Raw genomic sequence first — 23,658 nt, forward strand, 5'->3', positions numbered from 1 at the left:
TTCCGGACCTCTGGCGCCGCATTTGCGTTTTGTTTGATTAAAGACTTTTGTCCTTTTTGGATTGTTGCCCGCGGGGGAATGAGGAAGACATGTCGTACGTGGAGATACCGGGCGCGAAGGTGCCCATCCGGATGTGGACCGACCCGGCGACCGTCGAGGACGTGGCGCTCCAGCAGCTGCGCAACGTCGCGACCCTGCCGTGGATCGAGGGCCTGGCGGTGATGCCGGACGTGCACTACGGGAAGGGTGCGACGGTCGGGTCGGTCATCGCGATGCGGGGTGCGGTGTGCCCGGCGGCGGTCGGGGTCGACATCGGCTGCGGCATGTCCGCGGTGAAGACGTCCCTGACGGCGAACGACCTGCCGGGGGACCTGTCCCGACTGCGGTCGAAGATCGAGCAGGCGATTCCGGTGGGGCGGGGGATGCATGCGGACCCGGTGGAGCCGGGGGACTTCCATGGGCTGGCCACGGCTGGGTGGGAGGGGTTCTGGGGGCGGTTCGACGGGGTTGCGGAGGCGGTGAAGTTCCGGGAGGAGCGGGCCGTGAAGCAGATGGGGACACTCGGATCAGGAAATCACTTCGTTGAAGTTTGTATAGATGCAATTGACTCTGTGTGGCTCATGCTGCACTCCGGATCCCGGAACATCGGCAAGGAACTCGCCGAGCACCACATTGGCGTGGCCCAGAAGCTCCCGCACAACCAGGGGCTTGTTGACCGGGACCTCGCCGTCTTCGTCGCGGACACTCCGCAGATGGCTGCCTACGAGCACGATCTCTACTGGGCTCAGGAGTATGCGAAGTACAACCGGTCGATCATGATGGCCCTCCTCAAGGAAGTGATCCGCAAGGAGTTCAAGAAGGCCAGGGTCACCTTCGAACCTGAGGTGAATTGCCATCACAACTATGTGAACCGCGAGCGGTATGAGGGCATGGACCTGCTCGTGACCCGCAAGGGTGCGATCAGTGCCCGAGCCGGGGAGTACGGCATCATCCCCGGTTCCATGGGCACCGGGTCGTACATCGTGAAGGGCCTCGGCAACGAGAAGTCCTTCAATTCCGCTTCGCATGGCGCGGGTCGGCGCATGAGCCGTAATGCGGCCAAGCGGCGGTTCTCGACGAAGGACCTGGAGGACCAGACTCGGGGCGTGGAGTGCCGCAAGGACTCCGGTGTTGTGGACGAGATCCCCGGTGCCTACAAGTCGATCGACCAGGTCATCGACCAGCAGCTGGATTTGGTCGAGGTCGTGGCAAAGCTGAAGCAGGTTGTCTGTGTGAAGGGCTGACCTCCGTCTGGACGAGGGCTCGGTTGCGTAGGACCGAGCCCTCGGTGCCGTCCGTCCTGGGGGTCGGCTATGCAGACGGCGTCGGTGAGTTCATCGTTCGCCACACGGGAACAACCAAGGCGGGGTCGAAGCAATGGGATCCGATCCCTTGACGCCGGGAAAGATGATCACCGAATCGAGCAGGCTGCGGAGAACCTGGTGCTTTGCGTCCGTGGCCAAGCGAGCCCAATGCGTCCGCACGTCTGGGATCTCGCACATACTGGCGCGGTGCTTGACAGGCCAGGCCCGCTGCTCGTTCACAAGCCGCTTGATTTCTGCTTCCTCCTGTGTCAAAAGGCGGAAGTACGCGGAATCGCCGAGTTCCCCGGTGTACCACTGTTCCTGGAGTGACGCCTTGCGTCCCATGGCGAGATCCAACTCGCGGATGCCGGGCCACGGAACGATGTCGGAGGTCTGGCCCCTTCGCTTGGTTCGTGGACCGGCCGGCGATTTCGAAAGGCCGCCAGGCTCGCATTCAGCCACAGGGAAGCCCACTTCCATGCTGGTCAGGCCCTCGGCTGGGATGGCGTTCCCTGCCGAGGGCCGTCGAGTTGATGGTGTGGTGCGAGCCTGGGTCGGGTGTTCAGAGGTCGTTCGGGTGATCGACGATGTTCACTCCTGTGAGTTACCGGAGTCGTTTCTCCATCAGCGTCACCGAATACGGGCTGCCCGATCCGCCGTCCTTTGCGGGCTGTTCGCCTACGACCTGGTAGCCCGCCGACTCGTAGTACGCGCGGAGGCGGGGGTTGGAGGTGAGGCAGTCGAGGCGGGCGTAGGGGCGGTCTGTTGCCGCGATGCGGGATTCGGCTTGGGTCAGCAGGTGGCGGCCCGTGCCCGGTGGGGCCGTGTGCGGGGTCGTCATCAGGCGGTGGAGGTAGCCCGCGTCGGCGGGGCGGGGGCCCCAGGCCGCCGGGTCGTCCCACCAGAGTTCGTAGGCGCCGGCCAGGTGGGGGCCCGCGTGGGCCAGCCATACCTCGCCTTCCCGCATGCGGGTGCGGAAGTGCGTCTCGTCCTTCTCTCCCGGTTTCCACTGGTCGATTCCGCGGGCCAGTTGCCAGAGGGCCGCGGAGTCGCGGAGACGGACCAGGGTGCGGGCGTCGAGCGGGGTGGCCTTGCGGTAGGACAGCTGCGGCCAGGTGGTGGGGCGGGGTTCGAGGAGGGTCTTGCGGAGGGAGTCGCGCAGCGCGCTCGCGTCCAGGCCGAGTGCTCGCGTCACGTACTCCTCGACCGAGCCGTGGCGGGCCTTCAGCGAGGACAGGAACAGGCGCATCGCCGATTCCGGGGCGCGGCCGAAGCCCAGCCAGGTCGGCTCGCGGCCCTCGTTCCTCGCCTTCCAGCCGGCCAGCAGGGCGGGCGTCGCCAGTTCCGTGAGGGTGTAGTCCTCGACGACCGTCGGTTCGGGTACCCCGGCCAGTCCCAGGATCAGCGCGGCCAGTTGGCCCGTGCGGTCCTTGCCGGACGCGCAGTGGAAGACCAGGGGGGTGTCCGATTCAGCCGACAGGGCCACCAGCTCCAGTGCCCTGCGGATCTCCTGCACCCCGTCTTCCGCCACCTCCGTGTAGCGCTCCGCCAGGTACGGGCCGGGGTCGATGTCGGGGGCCAGGGCCGCCTGGTCGTAGGGGCGGTGCTCGATGCTGAGGTTGTGGTACGTGAAGGAGGGGTCGGACGGGATACGGCCCCGGCCCTCGGCCTCCCAGGGGTGGCGGAGGTCGATGACCGTGCGGATGCCCAGGGACAGGAAGCGGTCCCAGTCCCGCGTGCCTTTGTCCAGCTTTCCCAGCGAGTCCGCGCGGTAGAGCCGGCCGGGGCGGACTCGACGGCCGTCGGCGGTCGGGTAGCCGCCCAGGTCACGGAAGTTGTGCAGCCCGTCGAAGGATATGTGTCTGTCCACGGGCCGCGAGCCTACTTCGCGTGCCGTACCGCGTAGATCATCACGAAGGCGATGATGTGGATGCCGAAGAGGAAGTAGGCCAGGAAGTACCAGACATGGCGTTCGTTCTTGGTCTCCTGTTTCAGGCGGTGTTCTTCCAGTTGCCTTTCCAGGGTGGCCGCTGGGTCCTCGTCCGGCATCGCGGTGTCCGGCATCACAGGTCCCGGTGGACCTTGGTGTTGGAGGCCTGGGCGCGGGGGCGGACGACCAGGAGGTCGATGTTGACGTGGCTGGGGCGGGTCACCGTCCAGGCGATGGTGTCGGCGACGTCGTCCGCGGTCAGGGGCTCGGCGACGCCCTGGTAGACCTTCGCGGCCTTCTCCTCGTCGCCGCCGAAGCGGGTCAGGGCGAACTCGTCCGTCTTGACCATGCCGGGGGCGATCTCGATGACGCGGACCGGCTTGCCGACGATCTCCAGGCGGAGGGTTTCGGCGAGGACGTGGGCGCCGTGCTTGGCGGCGACGTAGCCGGCGCCGCCCTCGTAGGTGCCGTGCCCGGCGGTGGAGGAGACGACGACCACCGTGCCGTCGCCGCTCGCCTCCAGCTTGGGGAGCAGGGCCTGGGTGAGGTTCAGGGTGCCGATGACGTTCGTCTCGTACATCGTGCGCCAGTCGGCAGGGTCGCCGGTGGCCACCGGGTCGGCGCCGAGGGCTCCGCCGGCGTTGTTCACGAGGACGGCCACCGCCTTGAAGGCCGTCGCGAACTCGTCGACCGCCGCGCGGTCCGTCACGTCGAGGGGGTAGGCGGTCGCCTCGTGCCCCGCCTCGTTGATCTCCTTGGCCAGTGCCTCGATGCGGTCCGCCCTGCGGGCGGTGAGGACGACGCGGTAGCCGGCCTCGGCGAGCCTGCGGGCGGTGGCGGCGCCGATGCCGCTGCTGGCGCCGGTGACTACCGCTATGCGGGACGGGGCCATGGGTTGCTCCTCAGCGGGGTTTATATGTGCGGCTTGCTTTGGAGATTCTAGGCGCCGTGGTTGGTGCGGAATCGGGCGGCTGCGGGCCGGTGGGGGTTGTTCGCGCCCACGCGGCGGCAGCCGCAAATCAAATACAGCCCCGCGCCCCTTAGGTGGGTGTCCTCGGCGTCAGTTTCTTGGTGCCCACATGATCACGGCCATGCCCGCCAGGCAGATCGCTGCCCCCGTGAGGTCCCAGCGGTCCGGGCGGTAGCCGTCGGCCACTACGCCCCAGAGGATCGAGCCGGCGACGAAGATGCCGCCGTATGCCGCCAGGATGCGGCCGAAGTGGGCGTCGGGCTGGAAGGTGGCGACGAAGCCGTAGGCGCCGAGGGAGAGGATGCCGCCGGCGACCCAGAGCCAGCCGCGGTGCTCGCGCACGCCCTGCCAGACCAGCCAGGCGCCGCCGATCTCGAAGAACGCGGCGACGACGAACAGGGCGGCGGAGCGGAGGATGAGCATGCGTGCAGGTTGCCACGGCCTGCGGGTGTCACCTGATGGGGGGCGCCTGCGGCGGGGCCCGGGTGGCATACATCCGTACGAATGCCGGAGTGTGAATACCGGAGACGGACGGGACGGGTGGTGTGGCGATGCGTCGTGGTGGGCCGGCGGTGGTCGGTGTGGCGGTGGTGGCGGTGGGCGCGTTGGTCGTGGGGGGCGGCGGTACCGCCTGGGCCGGGAACGCCGATCTCGAGGTGCACGGGTCCGCCGTGCTGAGCGGGGACCTGGTGGAGGTCCTGGTGATCCCGCGCAACCACGGGCCGGACGGCGTGACGGCTGCCAGCGTGCGGCTGGCCTCGTCGGCGGCGCTGGCGGACACCCAGCAGCTGCCGGGCGGGTGCGCGCGCACCGGTGACCGGGAGGTGGTGTGCGACACCGGGCCGCTGGCGGTCGAGGTGCCCGGCACGGAGCTGGTGGTTCCGGTACGGCTGCGGGATCAGCCGGCGGAGGTGCGGCTGGAGGTGGACGTGGCGTGGGGCGGGGGTGCGGTGGACCAGGACAGGACGAACGACAAACAGCGGGTGCTGGTGCTGGCGACCGGGGATTCGTACGCGTTCTGAGTGCGTGCCGGGCGCCGGAGGCCCGGGGGCCGGGCCTCCGCCCTGGTTCAGGGTGCGGTCCTCATTTCCACATGTAGTCCTCGGCGGCGTTGACGATCAGGTCCTTGACCGCCTGCGGGTGGGACACGAGGGACACGTGCGAGGAGTCGATCTCCACTGTCTTCCGGGCGTTCGCCCGCTTCGCCTCGAACCGCTCCAGGCTCGGGTTGATCGCCCGGTCCTCCTTGCCGACGAGGGCGTACACGGGTTTGGTCCGCCATGCGGCGCCGGTGAGCTTGTCGGCGAACGCCGACATCGCGATCGGACGCTGGGTGGCTCCCATGATGTCGGTCTGGCTCGTGGGCAGGTCCGCGGCGAAGACCTGGCGCAGTCGGCCCGGCTGTATGTACACGTCCGTGCCGGTGGTGCCGTCGGCGTTCCGGAAGGGCACCTGCTTCAGCGCCTGGGTGAGCGGGGCGGGGGCGAACTTCGCGGCGAGGACGGCCTGCGACTCTCCCGCGTCGGGCATGATCGCGTTGATGTACACGAGGGCCTTGACGTTGCCGTTTCCGACGGCGGCCTGGGAGATCACCTCACCGCCGTAGGAGTGGCCGACCAGGACGATCGGCCCGCTGATGGACTTCAGGAAGCTCGCGAGGTAGGCCGAGTCCTGGGCGACACCGCGGAGCGGGTTGGCCGGTGCGGCCACGGTGTAGCCGTTCTGCTGGAGCCGCTGCACGACACCGGTCCAGCTCGACGCGTCGGCGAAGGCGCCGTGCACGAGCACGATGGTGGGCTTCGCCCGGCCCGGGTCGCCGCTCGGACCGCCGGCCTGTGCCGTCACGGGGGCCAGGACGGAGGTCGTCCCCGACAGGGCCAGCAGTGCCGCACCCCAGCGGGCGGCTTTCACGGCTTTCACGGTGCGGCGGGTCGTGCGGGGCTCGCGGGGCTCGCGGGAGGCGCGGGATATGTGCATGCCGGTCCTTCGGTGCGGGAGCGTCGGGAGACGCCCGGGATTCCAGCGTCCGGGGCGCCTGCCGGTGTGTCCCCGTGCACGGGCCGTCCGGGTGAACCGCCCCGGGGGCCCGTGCTCCGTTGCCGGCCGTGGTGATCAGGTGGAGCCGGCTGTCGTGCCGAAGGTCACCCGGTAGTAGCAGGCCCCCTTGCAGGGCATGGTCGCCCCGTCGTCGAAGGCGTAGGAGTAGGCGTAGGGCTCGGCGCGCTTGAAGACCTGGGTGTAGTCGACGGGCCACTTGGAGGGGACGCAGTTGTCGCGGCCCGCCCAGGCGCCGCGGCAGCAGTAGGTGTCGCCGCCGAACGCCGCGCACGGCGGTTTGCAGCCGATCTCCTGGCCGTTGGAGAGGGCCTGCATGGCCTTGGGGCAGTTGATCTCCGTGGTGCAGGTGCCCTTGTAGCAGCCCGTGGAGCCGACCGGGTCGGTGGTCGTGGTGTGGGAGACGTTGATGTACATGGGCAGGTTGGAGCCGTCGACCATGCTCACGTCGTAGAAGTCCATGCCGGCGTAGGCGTCGAAGGTGAACTCGCCGAGGGTGGTGGGCGGGTTGCCGCCGTTGCAGACGCTGGTGCAGTCGCCGGAGGCGCAGGGGCCGGCGGCCGTGCCGGTGCATCCGGTACGGCCCCAGATGCGGCCGCCCCAGTTGTTCGCGACGGTCACCGAGAGGCTCTGGCCGGGGGCCAGCTTGCGGCCGTCCGGGTAGACAGAGGTGTTGGTGACGACCGCCCACACCGTCTTCTGGGTCTTGTTGACGACGGTGATCAGGCGTTTGCCGGCGGGGGCGGTGGCCGGCTGCGTGGTCTTGGCGGCCTGGTGGGATGCGGGGGTCGTCGGCTTGCGCGTGGTCTTCGCCGACGCGGACGCCGAGGCCTTGGCGCTCGCCGAGGCGGAGGGGGAGGTGCTGGGGCTCGGTGACGGGGAGAGCGGGGTGCCGGACGGCGCGGACGGGAGGGCCGCGGCCGTCGTCCGGCGGTCCGGGTGCGCGGCCTGGGTTCCGGCCGGGGTCCACATCCCGTAGGTGATGAGTACGGTGGCCGTCGTCGCGAGGGCGGCCGCGCCGGCGTACCACCAGCGGCGTCGCGGTGGTCTCGCGCCGTGTCTCCTGCGTCCTCGTGCCATCCTTGTGCCTTCCTCGGGCTGTGCCAGATGTGTGCCTGCCTTTCGGTGACCTCCTCGACGGGGGCCGTACAACATAAATTGCGAAGCCGACTCGCCGGTTTTTCTGTTGTCCCCGCGTCTGGCGCGGGGTCTCCGTTCCGACAGCCGGACTCTGCGCGGAGGAACAGACCCACATGACCGAGAACCATCGGAGCGGACCCGACCCCGGCGTGGTGACGGCCGCTCGCGCGGGTGACAGAGCGGCCCTGGAGCACCTCGTGACCGCGTGTCTGCCGCTGGTCTACAACATCGTCGGCCGGGCCCTGAACGGTCATGCCGATGTCGACGACGTCGTACAGGAGACGCTGTTGCGCATGGTGCGCGGGCTGGAGAAGCTGCGGGATCCGTCCGCGTTCCGGTCGTGGCTCGTCGCCATCACGATCCGGCAGGTACGCAACCGGGAGCAGTCGCGGGCCACGGACCGGGATCGCCGGGCGCGGCTGGACGACGCGGAGGCGATCACCGACCCGGCGCTCGACTTCGCCGGTCTGACCATCCTGCGGCTGGGTCTGACCGAGCAGCGCCGGGAGGTCGCCGAGGCGACGCGCTGGCTCGATGCGGACGACCAGGAGCTGCTGTCCCTGTGGTGGCTGGAGGAGACCGGCGACCTGGAGCGCGCGGACCTCGCCGGTGCGCTGGGGCTGTCCGACCGGCATGCCGCGGTGCGGGTGCAGCGGATGAAGAAGCAGATGGAGGTCTCGCGGTGTGTGGTGCGGGGGCTGGGGGCCGACCCGCGCTGTGCGGAGCTGGACGAGATCGCCGCGCCGTGGGACGGCACGCCGAGTTCGCTGTGGCGCAAGCGGTTCGGCCGTCACATACGTGGCTGCGGGGTGTGCGCGGGCCTGGAGCGGGGGCTGCTGCCGATGGACCGGCTGCTGAGCGGCCTGCCGCTGGTGGCCGTACCGGCCGGCCTCGACCCGGCGCGGGTGCTGGCCCATGTCACCGCGCACCATGTCACCGCATCGCATGTCACCGGGGCCCATGGCGCCGCGTCCGCCGATGCGAGTGGTGCGAGTGGCGGGGGTGGCGGGGGCCGGGCCCTGCGGCGGCGGCACGGGCGTGCGGGCAGGCGGGTGGGCAGGCGTCTCGTGGGCAAGCAGGCCGTCGTGGGCGGTTCGGCGGCGGTCGCGGTCGTCGCGGCGGTCGCACTGGTCGCGGCCCGGATGACGGCGGGCCCGTCGGTCCCGGCCGCGGAGACGCATGCGCCGCCGACGCCGGTCGCCGTGGCGTCCCCGAGTCCCAGCCCGACGCACTCCGCCTCCCCGTCGCCGTCCCCCTCCCGCAGCGCGTCCCCGAAACCGTCGGTCAAGCCGACCCCCTCGAAGCACACCGCGGCTCCGGTCCAGGTGGCCTCCGGTGCCAAGAAGGGCGTCGGCGTGTGGTCGTTCAACGGTGTGAGCCAGGCGCTCGCCGCGAGCGGGGCGAGCTGGTACTACACCTGGAACACCCAGCACCAGGGCGTGACGACCCCGTCCTCGGCCTCCTTCGTGCCGATGGCCTGGGGAGCCGCGTCCGTCACCGACGCGTCGCTGGCGCAGGCGCGTGCCGAGGGGCCGTACCTCCTGGGCTTCAACGAACCCGACATGGCGCAGCAGTCGAACATGACCGTGGACCAGGCGCTGGGGCTGTGGCCCAAGCTGATGGCGGCGGGCAAGGTGCTGGGCAGCCCGGCGGTGGCGTACGGCGGGGACACGGCCGGCGGCTGGCTGGACCGGTTCATGTCCGGGGCGAAGGCGAAGGGGTACCGGGTCGACTTCATCACGCTGCACTGGTACGGCGGTGACTTCCGCACCCCGCAGGCCGTGGCGCAGCTGAAGCAGTACCTGGCGGCGGTGTACGCGCGCTACCACAAGCCGATCTGGCTGACCGAGTACGCGCTGATCGACTTCTCGCAGGGGACCCGTTTCCCGTCGGCGCAGCAGCAGGCGGACTTCGTCACGGCGTCCACGAAGGCGCTCGACGCGCTGCCGTACGTGCAGCGTTACGCGTGGTTCGGGCTCGGTGCGGACCCGTCGAAGGCGAGCAGCGGGCTCTTCACGAGCGGTACGGCGGCCACTGCGGCGGGCCGGGCCTTCCAGGCGGCGCGCTGAGCGGGGCGCTGAACGGCGCGCTGAACGGAGGGGGCCGGTGCGGCGGCTGCCGTCGACACCGGCCCCCTCAGGCTATGGGCTCACGCCCCAGGTGACGCGGTAGCCGCACTCGCCGGAGCAGGTGAAGACGCTGGTCGCGTCGTCGTTGACGTAGGAGTAGGCGTTGGGGTCGGCCGCCTTGAACACCGCGGCGGAGTTCACGGGCCATGAAGAGGGCACGCACTGGGGGCGGGCGGCGTAGGCGCCGGTGCAGCAGGTCTGGTCCGTGTTGAACACCAGGCAAGCGCTCAGGCAGGCGACGACATGGCCGTCCCGGACGCGTTGCAGCTTCTTGGGGCAGGTCGCGATGGTGTCCTTGACGCAGCCGGCGGCGGTGCAGCCGTTGCTGTCGACCTTGTCGGTGGAGGTGCCGCCGTAACTGTTGATCCACATCGGCAGGTTGTAGCCCTCGACCTGGCTGACGTCGTAGAAGTCCATGCCGTTCCAGGCGTTCAGGTTGAACTCGGCGAGGGTGGAGGGGAATTCGCCCCAGGTCGAGCCGCACTGGAAGTGGCCGCAGCCGCCGCTCAGGCAGGTGCCGTCGCCCGCGGCGTCGAAGGAGCAGCCGGTGCGGGCCCAGAGGCGGACGTCCCAGTGGTCGGGGATGGAGAAGCTGAGGCTGGCGCCAGGGCGCAGGACCCAGCCGGTGGCCTCGACCGGGTGCTTGGGGTCGGCGGCGATGGCCGGCCAGATGGTCTGGTCGAGCCGGTTGACGAGGGTGATGGTGCGTTTGCCGGGGGCCTTGGCGGCGGCCGTCGGCTGCTGCGCCGCCCTGTGGGAGGGCGAGGCCTTGGCCGAGGGCGAGGTGCGGGCGTGCGGGGCCGCCGAGGCCGAGGCCGAGCCGGACGGCGACGGTTTCCGGGAGGGGCTCGCGAGGGGGGTGGCGGCGTCCGTCGTCCGGGGTGTGGCCGCCGGGCCGGCGGTGGTGGTCCGCCGGTCCGATGCCGGGCCCGTCTGCATACGGGCCAGCACCACGCCGGTCACCAGGGCGAGGCACGTGAGGACTACGGCGGCGGTGGCGGCGAGGCCGGAGTACCGGCGGGGTCGGCGGCGGCGGTGGTGCTGCATGTCACGGGGCTCCTGTCCGTTCCCACGGGTGTGGGCTGTCGTAGGGGAGACCTGGACGCTTGCGGCGGGATAACGGAAACGGGGTGGCTGCCGGCGGCGACCGGGCGGGAGCCGGGCAGGGGCCGGGCCGGCGGGTGTGGGGAATAGGTGGCGGCGGGGTCTCGTTCTGTGGGTATAGTTGAATCGTAAACAACATGGAGGGTGAGCGAGCATGCAGTTCGGGATCTTCACGGTCGGCGACGTCACGCCGGACCCCACCACGGGGCGGACGCCGAGCGAGCGGGAGCGCATCAAGGCGATGGTCGCGATCGCGCTGAAGGCCGAGGAGGTCGGTCTGGACGTGTTCGCGACGGGTGAGCACCACAACCCGCCGTTCGTGCCGTCGTCGCCGACCACCATGCTCGGTTACGTCGCCGCGCAGACGGAGAAGCTGATCCTCTCCACCTCCACCACCCTCATCACCACCAACGACCCGGTGAAGATCGCCGAGGACTTCGCGATGCTCCAGCACCTGGCCGACGGCCGGGTGGACCTGATGATGGGCCGCGGCAACACCGGGCCGGTCTACCCCTGGTTCGGTCAGGACATCCGCGAGGGCATCAACCTCGCCATCGAGAACTACGCCCTGCTGCGCCGGCTGTGGCGCGAGGACGTCGTCGACTGGGAGGGCAAGTTCCGCACGCCGTTGCAGGGCTTCACCTCCACCCCGCGGCCGATGGACGACGTACCGCCGTTCGTCTGGCACGGCTCGATCCGCTCGCCCGAGATAGCGGAGCAGGCCGCCTACTACGGCGACGGCTTCTTCCACAACAACATCTTCTGGCCCGCCGACCACACCAAGCGGATGGTCGACTTCTACCGGAAGCGGTTCGCGCACTACGGGCACGGCACGCCCGAGCAGGCGATCGTCGGCCTTGGCGGCCAGGTGTTCATGCGCAAGAACTCGCAGGACGCGGTGCGTGAGTTCCGGCCGTACTTCGACAACGCTCCGGTCTACGGGCACGGGCCCTCGCTGGAGGACTTCACCGACCAGACCCCGCTGACGGTGGGCTCGCCGCAGCAGGTGATCGAGAAGACGTTGGGCTTCCGCGAGTACGCGGGCGACTACCAGCGCCAGCTGTTCCTGATGGACCACGCGGGGCTGCCGCTGAAGACGGTCCTGGAGCAGCTCGACATGCTCGGCGAGGAGGTCGTCCCCGTGCTGCGCAAGGAGTTCGCGAAGGGCCGTCCGGCGGACGTTCCCGAGGCGCCGACGCACGCGTCGCTGCTGGCCGCCGCCGCGGAGGAGAAGAAGGCCGAGAAGAAGGAGGTCGGGGCATGAAGCTCGTCGTCGTCTCGGCGGGGCTGAGCGTGCCGTCGTCCACGCGGCTGCTGGCGGACCGGCTGGCAGCGGCGGTGGGCCGGCAGGCCCGGGTCGAGGTCGAGGTGGTGGAGCTGCGCGACCTCGCGGTCGAGATCGCGCACAACTTCACGAACGGCTTCCCCGGGCGCAGGCTCGCGGCGGCCCTGGAGGCGGTGACCGGGGCGGACGGGCTGATCGCGGTCACGCCGGTGTTCACGGCCTCCTACAGCGGGCTGTTCAAGTCGTTCTTCGACGTGCTCGACAAGGACGCGCTGGCGGGGAAGCCGGTGCTGATCGCGGCGACCGGGGGCACGGCACGGCACTCGCTGGTGCTGGAGCACGCGCTGCGGCCGATGTTCGCGTACCTGCGGGCGGTGGTCGTGCCGACGGGCGTGTACGCGGCGTCGGAGGACTGGGGAGCGGAGGGGCTGGAGGGCCGGGTCGAGCGGGCGGCGGGGGAGCTGGCCGGGCTGATGCAGGGGCTGAGCCGGGCGGCGCATGAGGAGCCCGAGGCTCTGCCGGTCGTGCCGTTCGCGGAGCAGCTGGCGAGGTTGGCCGCGAGCTGAGGGGGGCTGGGGCGGGGGGTTTCACTCGCCCGCGTCGGCGGGGTGCCGCTGCGCCCACCCGTGCCGCCCCAGCGGCACGACTGCCCGCAGCTGAGTAGCTGCCAGCGCCCCGCAAGGGGCGCGGGGAACTGCGCGACCAGCCCCCGCGCACCCGCAGCCGAACGATCACGGCCCCCCACCCACCCGGACCCGAATCGCGGCCCCCGGTTGCCTCTGTGACGGTGAGAGGCAGGTAAAAAGGGTGATCGTAGGCCCGCTCACCACGGCAGAACCGCCGGAGGCCTTGGCAGACTGGGGAGGTGCCCCAGACTGTGCTGCTCGCCGAAGACGACCGCGCCATCCGCCACGCCCTGGAGCGGGCCCTCACCCTGGAGGGTTATGAGGTGACGGCGGTCGCTGACGGTGTGGAGGCCTTGGCGCACGCCCACCGCACCAGCCCCGACGTCCTCGTCCTCGACGTGATGATGCCCGGCATCGACGGCCTCCAGGTCTGCCGCGTCCTGCGGGCGGAAGGGGACCGTACCCCGATCCTCATGCTGACCGCGCTGGTCGAGACCGCCGACCGGATCGCGGGACTGGACGCCGGTGCCGACGACTACGTCGTCAAGCCCTTCGACGTCGAAGAGGTCTTCGCCCGGCTGCGGGCGTTGCTGCGCCGTACCCTGCCGGTGACCACCGGCGGCGGCAGCGGCAGCGGTGGCGGCGGTGTCGCCGCCGAGCCCGGCCGGGAGCCGCAGGTCTCCGACCGGCAGGTCGAGGCGGCCGGCCTGCGGATGGACCTCCAGGCCCGCCGGGCCTGGCGCGGCAGCCGCGAGCTGGAGCTGACCCGCACCGAGTTCGAGCTCCTTGAGCTGCTCGCGCGGAACGCGGGCATCGTCCTCGACCACTCCACGATCTACGACCGCATCTGGGGCTACGACTTCGGCCCCGGCTCCAAGAACCTCGCCGTCTACGTCGGCTACCTGCGCCGCAAGCTCGACGAGCCGGGCGCCCCGCAGCTGATCCACACCGTCCGGGGCGTGGGTTACGTGCTGCGGGAGGACTGAGTGGGCCGCCGCCTCAAGCCGCCGGGGAAGCCCGGGCGGCCGGGGCGGCCCGGGCTTCCCGCGCGGCTCAGGCGGATGCTGGCCCGGCGCCGGCCCAAGCTCGTCTCCCTGCGCACCACCTTCGTCGTCTCCTTCGCGGCGATCACCGCCGCCGTCACGATCGTCGTCGGCATCCTGTCCTACAACGCCGCCGCCCGGCTGGTCCGCGTCGACGAGCAGTCGGTGTTCACGCAGGTCGTCTCCGACGTCCAGGACGAGGTGCGGCAGCACAAGATGGACCCGGTGGACTTCTCCTCCTCCCGGCGCGGCCACGACCTGCTCCGCCCGGCCCGCACCGACGTCCAGGTGCTCGGCGCGCAGGGCGAGATCGTCGACCACGGCAGCCCGGTGCTGCCCGTCACGGACGCGGACCGGGCGGCCGCCACCGCCACGGCGGCCGGGAAGACGGTCCAGCACAAGGATGTACGGGCCGGCGACGACCTGTTCCGGATCGCCACGGTCTCGCTCGGCGGCGGGCGGGGCGCGGTGCAGGTGGCGCAGGAGTTCAGCGACACGGAGGATCTGCTGCAGGCGCTCCAGCAGCGGACGCTGCTGCTGATGTCGGCCGTGGTGGTGGCCGCCGGGCTGTTCGGCTGGTGGCTGGCCCGGCGGATCACCCGCCGGCTGGTGATCCTCACCTCGGCCGCGGAGAACGTGGCCCGCACCCGGCAGCTCGGTATCCAGGTGCCGGTGACGGGACTGGACGAGGTGGGCAGGCTGGGCCGCGCCTTCGACCGGATGCTGGGCCGGCTCGCCCAGTCGGAGGAGGACCAGCGGCGCCTGGTCCAGGACGCGGGCCACGAGCTCCGTACCCCGCTGACCTCCCTCCGTACCAACATCTCCCTGCTCCGCCGGATCGACGAACTCCCGCCCGCGACCCGTGACGAACTCGTCGCCGACCTCGGCCAGGAAGCGCGCGAGCTGACCGACCTGGTCAACGAGCTGGTCGACCTGGCGGCCGGGCAGTCCGACACCGAGCCCCCGCTCCATGTGGACCTGGCCGACATCGCGGAGGACGTGGCGGGGCTGGCCCGGCGCCGTACCGGCCGCGAGATCGTCCTCCGTGCCGCCGGCGACACGACCACCGACGGCCGCCCGGGGATGCTCCAGCGGGCCGTCTCCAACCTCGTCGAGAACGCGGCCAAGTTCGACCGGGACGGCAAGGCCCCCATCGAGATCAGCGTGACCGGCCCGGCCCGGCCCGGCACGGTCCGCGTCGAGGTCCTCGACCGTGGCCCCGGTATCGCCGAGGGCGACCTGATCCGTATCTTCGACCGCTTCTACCGCGCCGCCGACGCCCGCTCCCTCCCCGGCTCCGGCCTCGGTCTCTCCATCGTCCGCGAGGTCGCCATGGCCCACGGCGGCGCCCCCTTCGCCTTCCGCCGCGAGGGCGGCGGCGCGGTGATCGGGTTCACGGTGGGCGGCGGGCTCGCGGGCGGGGTGCGGCGCGGGTGAACCACCTGGTGTGGGCCCGTACCCCGCACGCCCGTGTCTTCCGGTACGGCACGGCGACCGCCGTGGCCGCTCCCGCCCTCTCCGGGCGCGACCGGATCGCCGTGGCCGGGGCGCCCGAGGACGCGCTGCCCCTCGTACGGGACGTCCTGGCGGAGGTCGGCCCGGCCTACCGCCCCTTCGGGCGGTCCGAGCTGATCGACGAGCTGGTACGGGCGACACCCGGCCTGGTGCCGGGCGGGCGCCGCTTCCTGTGGATGGAGACGGCGCGCCGGCCGGCGGATCCGGCACCTGGGGTGGCGTGGCTCGACGAGCGGGGAGAGGCGGCGGCGGCCGCGCTCTTCACCGGCCACTTCCCGGACTCCTACGCGCAGCCGGGCCGCCCGGGCGTCCGCCGCTGGGCCGGCGTGCACGACGACTCGGGCAGCCTTCTCGCCGTGGCCGCCGACGCCTGGTCGGCGGCCGGGTGCGGCTTCATGGCCGGGGTCGTGACCCGCCCCGAGGCCCGCGGGCGGGGACTGGCGGCGGCCGTCTCCCGCTTCGTCGTGGACGCGCTGGTACGGGACCACGGCCGGGCCGCGCTGATGGTGGACGCCGGCAACCCGGCCGCGATCGCGGTGTACGGGCGGGTCGGAATGCGCGGGTACCTGTTCGGGGCGGCCGCGGTCGGGTGATGATCGGGGCACCGGGTGACCGTGGGGAGGATGGAAGCCATGCTGACCGATCAGGAGGCCGCGGCCGTCGGCTGCGTCGACGAGGCGGCCGTCGGCCGGAGCCTGCTGGAGCTGATGGCGGTGCCGAGCGTGACCGGGAGCCCGGCCGAGTCCGAGCTCCAGCATCTGCTGGCCGGCCGGCTGGAACGCCTCGGGCTCGATGTCGACCTGTGGTCCATGGACCTGCCGGCGCTGCTCGCCGACCCGGGGTTCCCGGGCATGGAGGTGGCGCGCGACGAGGCGTGGGGGCTGGTCGGGCGGACGCCCGGGGACGGCGACGGGCCGACGCTGATCCTCCAGGGACACGTGGACGTCGTACCGCCGGGGGACCCGGCCGCCTGGCAGGGCGATCCGTTCGTGCCGCGGGTGACGGGCGATGTCGTGCACGGGCGCGGGGCCTGTGACATGAAAGCCGGGCTGGTGGCGCACCTCGCCGCGCTGGCCGCGATCCGGGCGGCCGGGGTGCGGCTGCGGGGGCGGGTGGCGGTGCATTTCGTGGTGGGCGAGGAGGACGGAGGGCTGGGGGCGTTCGGGACCCTGCGCAGGGGGTACGACGGCGACGCCTGCGTGATCACCGAGCCGACGGCGGGGACGCTGATCACGGCGAACGCGGGCGCGCTGACGTTCCGGCTCTCCGTGCCGGGCAAGGCGGCGCACGCCAGTTCGCGGGACGCCGGGGTGAGCGCGATCGACGGATACCTCGCGATCCACCGGGCGCTGGCCGACCTGGAGCGGGCCCGCAACCGCGCCCCGTCGCCCCTGATGGCCGAGTACCCGATCCCCTACGCCCTCTCGGTCGGCACCCTGCAGGCCGGCGACTGGGCGAGCAGCGTGCCGGACCTGCTGACCGCCGAGGGCCGGCTGGGGGTCCGGCTGGGCGAGGAACCGGCGGACGCGCGGGCCGAGCTGGAGCGGTGCGTGGCGCAGGTGTGCGCGGCCGACCCGTGGCTGCGGGAGCACCCGGCGACGGTGACCTGGCCGGGCGGGCAGTTCGCGAGCGGGCGCCTGAAGGAGGGGCATCCGCTGGCGACGGTGGTGCGGGACGCGTGCACGGACGCCAACGGCTGGGCGTCCCGGCCCCGGGAGCGCGGGGCGCCCTACGGCAGCGATCTGCGGCTGTACGCCGGGGCCGGGATCCCGACGCTCCAGTACGGGCCGGGGGACGTCCGGGTGGCGCACAGCGCGCAGGAGCGGGTGTCGGTGCCGGAGGTGGTGGCGGTGGCCCGGACGCTGGTGGTGACGGTGCTGCGGACGGTGGGGGTCGGGTAGCGGGTGCGCACGGCGGTTCCCTACCGCTTGCCGCGCAGCGCCCGGATGACCTCGGCGACGGCGGTGAGGATCCGCGCCCTGTCCTTCGACTCGGTCCCGCCGAGAGCGGTTCGGGTGATCAGCACGGCCGCGCAGGCAAGGACGAGCAGCGTCAGAACAGCGGAGGCGGCGGTGAGCGGAAGGGGAGCCATCAGGAGTCCTTCGGAGGTTCGGGGCGGTGTGGAAGACGCCGACGACTGTGCCTCGGGTGAACCGGCGCAGGCCGGGGACGATTTACCCGAATCCCGGCGAAGCTGCAGGTTAAAACGGTAATCTGCGACTTCCCGAGTCGTACGACTCGCACGACTCGGGCCGACGTGGGGGCACGTGGGCGCAGAGGGGGACGGGCCGGGTGAGGTACGAGGAGCAGCTGAAGAGGCTGATCGTGGCGGCCGGAGATCCCAAAACGGCCGTGTTGAGCACGGAGCTCGCACGGAAGTACAAGCTGACCGTCCACCCGAACACGATCGACGGCTGGCGGCTGTGCAAGGCCGTTCCTCGCGACACCGCCAAACTGCATGCCTTCCTGGGTGCGTTGACGGAACTCGCGCAGACCCGGAACCGGGAGCCCGTCCCCCGCCTCACGCGGGAGCAGTGGGACCGACTCGCGGATGCTGCCCGCAGGGCCCGCACCGACCGGTCGGAGAAACCGGCCCCCCGGCCGCATGTCCGACCGGCCCTCCACCAGGAGTGGTCGGACGCGGTGACCGGCTCGAAGGCCTGGCAACTCGTCGAGCCTGCAGGGCAGGAGCAGGCCGGGGCGCTGCGGGAACAGGCGCTGGACGTCGTACGACGGCTCGTGGAGCTGTACGACGAGCGGCGCGGAGTACTGGACCCGGACCCCTGGAACGACCCGGAACTGGCGCACCGCACGAGAAGGCGCACTGGCCTGCTGCTGCATGAGCTGCACGGTCGCCTGGGGCGAGCGACCCTGACTTCCGCCGAGGCCACCCTGATCGCGCTGCTGCCCTTCCTGTTCCAGGCGCACGGCGCGTACATCGTCGCGGACCTGGCACACATCGATCCGACGGACCTGGACGACCAGGCGACGGGCGGACCGGACCGGGAGAAGTACAACGTCCTGCTGCGCAGCCACAAGCGGCTCGTCCGTCAGGCCCTGCGTGGTGACGAACTGCCCGACCGTGACGACGGCCGTCCGGAGATCGGGTGGTGGCTCTTCCACCAGTGGACCAAACAGGAGTCGGGTTCGATCGGCCGGCTGCTGGCCGATCTGCGGCCGGCCGGCGCCGGCCTCGGCACGCTCCTCGACCGGCAGTTGCTGACCCGGCTGCTCGCCTGCGCCCATGTGCCGCCCCGCAAGCTGTACGGGAGGGGGTGCGCCGGGCTGCTGAAGCCCGAGCCGTTCTCGGTCGAACTGGGGGACGGGGACTGGCAGCCGGTCAGGGAACATCTGGTCGGACCGCTGTTCGCGATCGCCCACGCCATGGCCTTGGAGGCGACCGACCTGCCTCCGGCCGTCGTCGAACACATGGGCATCCCTGATCCGGTGGCGGTCGGACCCCTCCGGAACACGCTGAACGGCGCCCGCTGGGTTCCGGCCGGGGACACCCTCGGCCTCCAGGCGACGTGCGACCACCCCGCCGTCGTGGCCGCGCTCGTGGCGCACACACAGCATGTGGACGCCCTGCTGCGGGACGCCCGCCGTGTCCGGCCCACGGAGGAGATCGGCGCACTGCCCGTGTACGCCCATGCCGACGAGGTGCAGGAGGCGGACGACACGGGCGGGTCCCGGCAGGCCGGCGAGGTGATCCGGTTCCGGCTGGACGAGGAGCGCATCCAGGAGCTCCTCATGGGCGAGAACCTCTATCGCGACCGCAGCCTCGCCATCCGTGAGCTGTACCAGAACGCCTTGGACGCCTGCCGGTACCGGAGGGCGTGGGAGCACGCCAGAGATGGCCGGGACAGCTTCGAAGGCCGGATCGAGTTCGAACAGGACTACGACGAGAAGGAGAAGCGGTACTACCTGGAGTGCCGGGACAACGGCATCGGTATGGACGAGACCGTGCTCGCCGAGGTCTTCTCCCGGGCCGGGGTGCGATTCACCGACCACGCCCGCTTCCAGGAGGAGTCCCGACGCTGGCGGAAGAACGGCGTCGCCGTCCGCCCCAACAGCAGGTTCGGAATCGGTGTGCTCAGCTACTTCATGCTGGCCGACGAGATCCGCGTCACGACCCGTCCCGCGAGCGGCGGGACCGAGCAGCTCACCGTGCTCATCACGGGGCCGGGACACTACTTCAGGGTCAGTCGTACCGACGCGGACGAGCCCATCGGGACCACGGTCCGTCTCTATCTCCGGGAAGGGGACAGATCTCCCTCCTGTGTGCGGGAGTTGCGCAGGCTGCTGGGCATCGCGGAGTTCCTGACACATGCCAGGCACGGGAACCAGGAGGCCGTCTGGGAGCCGGGCAGGCTGCGGGAACGGGAGGCGCCCGTCGGGGGACCGGCCGGTTTCGTGGCCCACGGACACACCGTCAGCCGGCCGGAGGCCGGCCAGGGGGTCGACGGCCAGGTGGTGTGGAGCGAACACGGGGGCGGCATCCTGGCCGACGGCATCTTCATCGAGCCCCGGGTACGGCGGGGCATGCTGGCCGATCCGCAGCAGACGCGCCGTCTGCGCGGCGCGGTGGTGAACCTGACCGGGGCGACTCGGCCGAAGGACCTGTCCGTGGACCGCACGGAGATCCTGGACGCCGATGTGGACGAGCACGTGGAGCGGCTCATCCGGGACGCGCTGCCGACGCTGCTGGCCGCCGATCCCCCGCTGCTCACGACGGAGTGGCTGGCCGATGTCTCCGGGCTGAGCCCAAGGCTCGCGGACCTGGTGACGGAGGCGGCGGGGGAAGCCGGGTTCGTACTCAAGCTGAACGGCCAGGCCGCGCCGATGGACACGGCGGGTTTCTTCCCGCCCGACGCCGACATCGTCCATTGGGCGGGCCGGGACTTCACATACGCTGCGGGCACCAGCGCGGTCCGGCCCGACGGCACCCCGGACGACGTGACCCTGCTGTGGCGTCTTCTCGCTCATCGGCCCAACGCCGAACTGGCCGCCCTGACCGAACTGGTTCCGGAGCTCTCCCGAGTCCGGGAAGTCCTTGTCGCCCGGCCGTCGGACGTGCTGCTGCGCACCGACCAGTCCATGGGGTGGGGCTCTCGGGGCTGGCGCGAGTCCTACGACTTCTCCGACGTACTGGAGTGTCCGGGGCACGCCCTCTCCGTGGCCGAAGCCTGCGGGATGCCGTACCGGGATGCCGTCTCCCGCATGGAACTCCTCGGTCTGGGGCGATCGGGACCGCCCGTCGACGACGTGTGCGTCGACTCGTTCGGAGCGGCACTGGTCGATACCCGCTTTGTGGGGATGTACGACGACGACTCGGGGCGCGAATGGTGCAGCACCGGCACGCCCGTACCGCCGGGGCACCTCCTCAAGGCACACCTGGTGCTGAACATCGGTGTCGATGAGGCTCTTGCCCGGATGCGAGCCTGTGGCTTCTCCGTTCCAGAGGGGAGCATGCCGACAGAGACCCCGGAGGACTGGGTGGTGGTTCTGCTCAGTTCGGACCTGGACTCCACAGCCCCCTGGCTGGACCTCTCCGAACCGGTCACGGCCGGACACGTGCTGGCCGCCATGGCCAAGACCGGCCGGTCCTTCGTGGAACTGGTCGACACCCTGCGTGCCTATGGATTCCGGCCGGAACTGGGCTCGTTGGACGAGCAGACGGCCGGGGAACTGTTACGGCAGGGCGCGGCGTGGGGATGGGGATCCACCGACTTGAGGCGTCTTGAGGTGACAGGGCCGGTGCCGGTGGACCTCCTGGCTCGTGCCGCGGTCGCCTCGGCTGCCGCTCTCCACGACATCGCGCGCCAGGTGTCGGAACGGGGCCTGACCGTTCCCGACCTGCCCGAGCAGGTCCTTCCGGCGGACGCCGGCATCCTCAGTGCCGACGCTCTCGGGCTCAGATGGCTGGCACGGGCGGACGACGAAATCCCTCTCGACTTCTTGCTGGAGGCCGCCAAGGACTTGGGGCTGCCCCCGGCGCTCGTGGCAGCGCGTGTGCGTGCCTACGGGTTGGTGACACCGGACACGGAGTTGCCCGAGCGGGCGGAGCCCGATGACGCGATGCTGCTTGGCCGGGTGAGGTACTACCTGGAAGAGGGCGACGAACCCAGGAAGGACCCGAAGGATCTCGTGCATGCGGTGATCCATGCCGCCCATCATGCGTGGAAGTCACCCGGATTCGTTGTCGATCGCCTTGCTCGCTACGGTCTCGGGACACCGCTGACAGCGCCACCGGCGAAGGCGAGCAGGCACGACATCGATCTCGTCACCCTGGACCACCTGGAAGAGAGAGAGTCGGCGCTCGACTGGGACGAACCGGTGCCGGTGTACCACCTGGTCTCCGTGGGCCCCCGACTGGTGATGGAGCAGGAGGAGGTGGTGGAGCGCCTGACCGCGTTCGGGTTCCGCATGCCCGCCCTCGGCGTCGACGACCTGGACGAGACCGATCGCAGCCTGTGCCTCGACGATCACGGGGACGGAGGGTATGCGGACCGCCTTCCCTTGACCCTGCGTCACCCGATCTACGACTTCCTTCACATCGCCCGCCTTGCTCCCCTCCCGCTCCCCGAACTCCTCCCCCGCCTCACCCGCCTCGGCGTCGACCTCCCCCGGGTGGTCGAGGCCGTCCGAGCCGCCCTTCCCAAGATCCCCGGTCTCGTCATGACCCCCACGGAACCGTGAGGAAGCCCTCCGCCCGGGCGCTCGCCAGGCCGATGCGGGGGAGGTCGCTGCTCTTCGTGAAGAGGATGTAGCGGGGCTCCCACACGGGGCGGTACTTGGCGTTCGCCCGGTACAGGGACTCGATCTGCCACCAGCGGGAGAAGAACGTCAGGGTCGTGTGCCAGAGGCGCAGGACCGGGCCCGCGCCGAGGCGGGAGCCGCGTTCGAAGACCGAGCGGAACATCGCGAAGTTCAGGGAGACGCGGTCGACCTTCAGCTCCGCCGCCCCGAGGAGGAGTTCTACGACCATGAACTCCATCAGGCCGTTCTCGGAGTCGCGGTCGCGGCGCATCAGGTCCAGGGAGAGGCCCTGCTCGCCCCAGGGGACGAAGCTGAGGAGGGCGCGGGGGGTGCCGTTCGCGTCCCGGCACTCCAGCATCACGCAGCGGCCGTCGGCCGGGTCGCCGAGGCGGCCGAGAGCCATGGAGAAGCCGCGTTCGGTGGCGCCGTCGCGCCAGCTGTCGGCCCGTTCGATCAGGGTCGCCATCTCGGCGGCCGGAATGTCCTCGTGGCGGCGGATGCGGACCGTGTAACCGGCTCGGCGGACCCGGTTGTGGGCCTGGCGGACGACGCGCATCGCCCGCCCCTCCAGGGTGAAGTCGGCGATGTCGACGATCGCCTCGTCGCCCAGTTCCAGGGCGTCCAGGCCATGGCGGGCATAGACGGTGCCCGCCTCCTCGCTCGCGCCCATGACGGCCGGCGTCCACGCGTGGCGCCGCGCCTCCGTCAGCCACGCGTCGATCGCGCCGGGCCAGGCCTCCGGGTCGCCGATCGGGTCGCCCGAGGCGAGGCTGACGCCGCCGACGACGCGGTAGGTGACCGCCGCCTTGCCGGTGGGCGAGAAGATCGCCATCTTGTCGCGGCGCAGGGCGAAGTAGCCGAGGGAGTCGCGGGCGCCCTGCTTGTCCAGCAGGCCGCGCAGCCGGGACTCGTCCTCGGGGCTGAGCAGGCGCCGGCCGCGCGGGGAGCGGAAGCCGGCGTACAGGACCAGGCAGAAGGCGGCCGCGAGCAGGACGTTGATGACGATGTCGGTCCAGCGGGGGGCGTGGACCGCGGTGACGTGGTCGGCGAGCGGGCCGACGCTGACGCCCCGCAGGAGGCTGTAGGCGATCTCGTCGGGGAGGGTGGCGCCCGGGATCTTGTTCGTGGCGTGGACGAGGAGCGTGCCCAGGCCGCCGGTCACCAGGATGCCGCCGGCCCCCACCGCCAGCGCCGTCTTCGGGTTCGACGGGTCACCGACCGCGTTGAACTCCCGGCGGCTGATCAGCAGCGCGGCCAGGAAGAGGCCGGTGACGGCGGCGGAGACCCAGTTGAAGACGTGGGCGCGGTACTCGTGCTGGGTGAGCGCGAGGACGTAGAGGGCGAAGAGCGGGGCGGACAGGAGCAGGTTGACCACCCAGGCCGCGCGCTTGCGGCGGCGCATCACCAGGACGAAGAAGATGGCGAGGGCGGCCGAGACCAGGCCCGCCGTGGCCAGGTACGGGGTGAAGAACTGGCCGGAGTGGTGCGCGTGCTGCCGGTGCAGGTGGAGGGTGAGCCGGCCGTTGTTGTGCTCGTCGACCTCCTGGCGGAAGGGGAGCGAGACCACCGCCAGTATGTTCAGTACGGCGATCACGCGCAGGTACCAGACGGTGAAGTCGGCGGCCCGCCTGCGCAGCGCGCCGCCGGAGGGGGCGCGGAGGGCGGCGGAGACGCGGGTCGGGATCAGGGTCGACAGCTGTGCGGGCATGGGGACCGGTCACCTTGGGGACGGGGAGCGGGTTGACGGAGGGCTGACCCT

At 71.2% G+C, this 23,658-nt stretch carries 20 protein-coding genes; 10 read left to right on the top strand and 10 right to left on the bottom strand.

What is annotated here, in order from left to right:
* Positions 1 to 89 precede the first annotated feature (89 nt).
* Positions 90 to 1,283: an RtcB family protein gene (locus KVT45_RS42075; RefSeq protein ID WP_217554740.1), complete on the top strand. Its 1,194-nt coding sequence runs from the start codon at positions 90 to 92 to the stop codon at positions 1,281 to 1,283.
* A gap of 90 nt (positions 1,284 to 1,373) precedes the next feature.
* On the opposite strand, the gene KVT45_RS42080 is transcribed toward KVT45_RS42075, so the two are convergent.
* From KVT45_RS42080 to KVT45_RS42100, 5 genes are all read right to left on the bottom strand, one after another.
* Complete coding sequence (locus tag KVT45_RS42080) at positions 1,374 to 1,823, bottom strand: hypothetical protein (RefSeq protein WP_217554741.1); 450 nt, start codon at positions 1,821 to 1,823, stop codon at positions 1,374 to 1,376.
* Between the two features lie 124 nt (positions 1,824 to 1,947).
* Complete coding sequence (locus KVT45_RS42085) at positions 1,948 to 3,213, bottom strand: tyrosine-protein phosphatase (RefSeq protein ID WP_217554742.1); 1,266 nt, start codon at positions 3,211 to 3,213, stop codon at positions 1,948 to 1,950.
* An 11-nt stretch (positions 3,214 to 3,224) separates the two neighbouring features.
* The gene (locus tag KVT45_RS42090; protein ID WP_217554787.1) at positions 3,225 to 3,407 is read right to left on the bottom strand and encodes a hypothetical protein; all 183 of its coding nucleotides are present in this window, start codon (positions 3,405 to 3,407) and stop codon (positions 3,225 to 3,227) included.
* On the bottom strand, positions 3,407 to 4,165 hold the full coding sequence (locus tag KVT45_RS42095) for an SDR family NAD(P)-dependent oxidoreductase (protein ID WP_217554743.1): 759 nt from the start codon (positions 4,163 to 4,165) through the stop codon (positions 3,407 to 3,409). The genes KVT45_RS42090 and KVT45_RS42095 overlap by 1 nt, the downstream gene beginning before the upstream one ends.
* 168 nt (positions 4,166 to 4,333) lie before the next feature.
* Positions 4,334 to 4,666: a YnfA family protein gene (locus KVT45_RS42100; RefSeq protein ID WP_189266375.1), complete on the bottom strand. Its 333-nt coding sequence runs from the start codon at positions 4,664 to 4,666 to the stop codon at positions 4,334 to 4,336.
* A 128-nt stretch (positions 4,667 to 4,794) separates the two neighbouring features.
* Here KVT45_RS42100 and KVT45_RS42105 point away from each other — a divergent pair, with 128 nt between their 5' ends.
* Entirely contained in the window at positions 4,795 to 5,265 is a 471-nt protein-coding gene (locus KVT45_RS42105; protein ID WP_217554744.1) for a hypothetical protein, read from the top strand.
* Positions 5,266 to 5,326: 61 nt separating this feature from the next.
* Here KVT45_RS42105 and KVT45_RS42110 read toward each other — a convergent pair whose 3' ends face one another.
* Together KVT45_RS42110 and KVT45_RS42115 are read right to left on the bottom strand one after the other, a co-directional pair.
* Positions 5,327 to 6,220 (bottom strand): alpha/beta fold hydrolase, encoded by an 894-nt coding sequence (locus KVT45_RS42110; protein WP_217554745.1) that lies wholly within the window; start codon positions 6,218 to 6,220, stop codon positions 5,327 to 5,329.
* A 135-nt stretch (positions 6,221 to 6,355) separates the two neighbouring features.
* Positions 6,356 to 7,378, bottom strand: a complete 1,023-nt coding sequence (locus KVT45_RS42115; protein WP_217554747.1) for a thaumatin family protein — start codon at positions 7,376 to 7,378, stop codon at positions 6,356 to 6,358.
* A 173-nt stretch (positions 7,379 to 7,551) separates the two neighbouring features.
* Here KVT45_RS42115 and KVT45_RS42120 point away from each other — a divergent pair, with 173 nt between their 5' ends.
* Complete coding sequence (locus KVT45_RS42120) at positions 7,552 to 9,507, top strand: sigma-70 family RNA polymerase sigma factor (protein ID WP_217554749.1); 1,956 nt, start codon at positions 7,552 to 7,554, stop codon at positions 9,505 to 9,507.
* Between the two features lie 72 nt (positions 9,508 to 9,579).
* Here KVT45_RS42120 and KVT45_RS42125 read toward each other — a convergent pair whose 3' ends face one another.
* The gene (locus KVT45_RS42125; RefSeq protein ID WP_217554751.1) at positions 9,580 to 10,614 is read right to left on the bottom strand and encodes a thaumatin family protein; all 1,035 of its coding nucleotides are present in this window, start codon (positions 10,612 to 10,614) and stop codon (positions 9,580 to 9,582) included.
* 211 nt (positions 10,615 to 10,825) lie between these two features.
* On the opposite strand from KVT45_RS42125, the gene KVT45_RS42130 reads away from it, so the two are divergent.
* The 6 genes from KVT45_RS42130 (at position 10,826) to KVT45_RS42155 (ending at position 17,041) form a co-directional block, all read left to right on the top strand.
* The gene (locus tag KVT45_RS42130) at positions 10,826 to 11,935 is read left to right on the top strand and encodes an LLM class flavin-dependent oxidoreductase (RefSeq protein ID WP_217554752.1); all 1,110 of its coding nucleotides are present in this window, start codon (positions 10,826 to 10,828) and stop codon (positions 11,933 to 11,935) included.
* Entirely contained in the window at positions 11,932 to 12,522 is a 591-nt protein-coding gene (locus KVT45_RS42135) for an FMN reductase (RefSeq protein ID WP_217554753.1), read from the top strand. The genes KVT45_RS42130 and KVT45_RS42135 overlap by 4 nt, the downstream gene beginning before the upstream one ends.
* Positions 12,523 to 12,821: 299 nt before the next feature.
* Positions 12,822 to 13,568: a response regulator transcription factor gene (locus KVT45_RS42140; RefSeq protein ID WP_217554754.1), complete on the top strand. Its 747-nt coding sequence runs from the start codon at positions 12,822 to 12,824 to the stop codon at positions 13,566 to 13,568.
* A gap of 75 nt (positions 13,569 to 13,643) precedes the next feature.
* The gene (locus KVT45_RS42145) at positions 13,644 to 15,062 is read left to right on the top strand and encodes a HAMP domain-containing sensor histidine kinase (protein WP_217554785.1); all 1,419 of its coding nucleotides are present in this window, start codon (positions 13,644 to 13,646) and stop codon (positions 15,060 to 15,062) included.
* Positions 15,059 to 15,733, top strand: coding sequence for a GNAT family N-acetyltransferase (locus KVT45_RS42150; RefSeq protein ID WP_217554755.1), 675 nt, complete (start codon positions 15,059 to 15,061; stop codon positions 15,731 to 15,733). The genes KVT45_RS42145 and KVT45_RS42150 overlap by 4 nt, the downstream gene beginning before the upstream one ends.
* Before the next feature lie 39 nt (positions 15,734 to 15,772).
* Positions 15,773 to 17,041 (top strand): ArgE/DapE family deacylase, encoded by a 1,269-nt coding sequence (locus KVT45_RS42155; RefSeq protein WP_217554756.1) that lies wholly within the window; start codon positions 15,773 to 15,775, stop codon positions 17,039 to 17,041.
* Between the two features lie 20 nt (positions 17,042 to 17,061).
* On the opposite strand, the gene KVT45_RS42160 is transcribed toward KVT45_RS42155, so the two are convergent.
* Complete coding sequence (locus tag KVT45_RS42160) at positions 17,062 to 17,232, bottom strand: hypothetical protein (RefSeq protein ID WP_217554757.1); 171 nt, start codon at positions 17,230 to 17,232, stop codon at positions 17,062 to 17,064.
* Positions 17,233 to 17,495: 263 nt separating this feature from the next.
* Between KVT45_RS42160 and KVT45_RS42165 the strand changes: the two genes are divergently transcribed.
* On the top strand, positions 17,496 to 21,839 hold the full coding sequence (locus KVT45_RS42165) for a hypothetical protein (RefSeq protein ID WP_217554759.1): 4,344 nt from the start codon (positions 17,496 to 17,498) through the stop codon (positions 21,837 to 21,839).
* Here KVT45_RS42165 and KVT45_RS42170 read toward each other — a convergent pair.
* Complete coding sequence (locus KVT45_RS42170) at positions 21,817 to 23,607, bottom strand: phosphatidylglycerol lysyltransferase domain-containing protein (RefSeq protein WP_217554761.1); 1,791 nt, start codon at positions 23,605 to 23,607, stop codon at positions 21,817 to 21,819. The two genes, KVT45_RS42165 and KVT45_RS42170, sit on opposite strands and share 23 nt — an antisense overlap.
* Positions 23,608 to 23,658 lie beyond the last annotated feature (51 nt).

It is taken from the genome of Streptomyces sp. GbtcB6, assembly GCF_019091475.1.
Classification (GTDB): Bacteria; Actinomycetota; Actinomycetes; order Streptomycetales; family Streptomycetaceae; genus Streptomyces; species Streptomyces hyaluromycini.

Coding starts and splice junctions, on each gene's coding strand:
- KVT45_RS42075 (WP_217554740.1), top strand. CDS start 90: ATGTCGTACGTGGAGATACCGGGCGCGAAGGTGCCCATCCGGATGTGG.
- KVT45_RS42080 (WP_217554741.1), bottom strand. CDS start 1,823: ATGGAAGTGGGCTTCCCTGTGGCTGAATGCGAGCCTGGCGGCCTTTCG.
- KVT45_RS42090 (WP_217554787.1), bottom strand. CDS start 3,407: ATGCCGGACACCGCGATGCCGGACGAGGACCCAGCGGCCACCCTGGAA.
- KVT45_RS42095 (WP_217554743.1), bottom strand. CDS start 4,165: ATGGCCCCGTCCCGCATAGCGGTAGTCACCGGCGCCAGCAGCGGCATC.
- KVT45_RS42100 (WP_189266375.1), bottom strand. CDS start 4,666: ATGCTCATCCTCCGCTCCGCCGCCCTGTTCGTCGTCGCCGCGTTCTTC.
- KVT45_RS42105 (WP_217554744.1), top strand. CDS start 4,795: ATGCGTCGTGGTGGGCCGGCGGTGGTCGGTGTGGCGGTGGTGGCGGTG.
- KVT45_RS42110 (WP_217554745.1), bottom strand. CDS start 6,220: ATGCACATATCCCGCGCCTCCCGCGAGCCCCGCGAGCCCCGCACGACC.
- KVT45_RS42115 (WP_217554747.1), bottom strand. CDS start 7,378: ATGGCACGAGGACGCAGGAGACACGGCGCGAGACCACCGCGACGCCGC.
- KVT45_RS42120 (WP_217554749.1), top strand. CDS start 7,552: ATGACCGAGAACCATCGGAGCGGACCCGACCCCGGCGTGGTGACGGCC.
- KVT45_RS42125 (WP_217554751.1), bottom strand. CDS start 10,614: ATGCAGCACCACCGCCGCCGCCGACCCCGCCGGTACTCCGGCCTCGCC.
- KVT45_RS42130 (WP_217554752.1), top strand. CDS start 10,826: ATGCAGTTCGGGATCTTCACGGTCGGCGACGTCACGCCGGACCCCACC.
- KVT45_RS42135 (WP_217554753.1), top strand. CDS start 11,932: ATGAAGCTCGTCGTCGTCTCGGCGGGGCTGAGCGTGCCGTCGTCCACG.
- KVT45_RS42145 (WP_217554785.1), top strand. CDS start 13,644: ATGCTGGCCCGGCGCCGGCCCAAGCTCGTCTCCCTGCGCACCACCTTC.
- KVT45_RS42155 (WP_217554756.1), top strand. CDS start 15,773: ATGCTGACCGATCAGGAGGCCGCGGCCGTCGGCTGCGTCGACGAGGCG.
- KVT45_RS42160 (WP_217554757.1), bottom strand. CDS start 17,232: ATGGCTCCCCTTCCGCTCACCGCCGCCTCCGCTGTTCTGACGCTGCTC.
- KVT45_RS42170 (WP_217554761.1), bottom strand. CDS start 23,607: ATGCCCGCACAGCTGTCGACCCTGATCCCGACCCGCGTCTCCGCCGCC.